1 protein-coding gene is annotated in these 350 nt (G+C 42.3%); it reads right to left on the bottom strand.

Annotation, left to right across the window (positions count from 1 at the left end; genetic code table 11):
- A partial coding sequence (locus AB4486_RS26770) for a CpaE family protein (RefSeq protein WP_372119804.1) occupies nt 1-350 on the bottom strand: 350 nt, incomplete at both ends.

The following is a 350-nucleotide window of genomic DNA, read 5'->3' on the forward strand; positions in this document are numbered from 1 at the left end:
TTTACCAATGACCCCAAAGACATTTCATCCAAATCATTAGAACTGTTGATCGCATCCGAAACACTATAAGTGGGGGTTATGTTCAAATAATCAGGTATCACGCCAAATTGAAGATCGATATCGAGTAAAAGTACTTCGTTAGGGTGCTGCGTGGCCATCTCAATAGCAGTATTTAACGCTAAAGTGGTTGCCCCCATCCCTCCTTTGGTGTTCAAAAACAAGATAAACTCTCCGTAACTGGAGTTCTCAAGCTTTTCAGAGGCCGTTTTCTTCAAGAGTGGCAGTAAGTCCGATAGAGTTACATTGTGAGACAAAAAGTCTGATGCCCCTAAACGCAGGGCGATTTTTAG

Source organism: Vibrio sp. 10N.222.55.C6, assembly GCF_041473395.1.
GTDB lineage: Bacteria > Pseudomonadota > Gammaproteobacteria > Enterobacterales > Vibrionaceae > Vibrio > Vibrio crassostreae_C.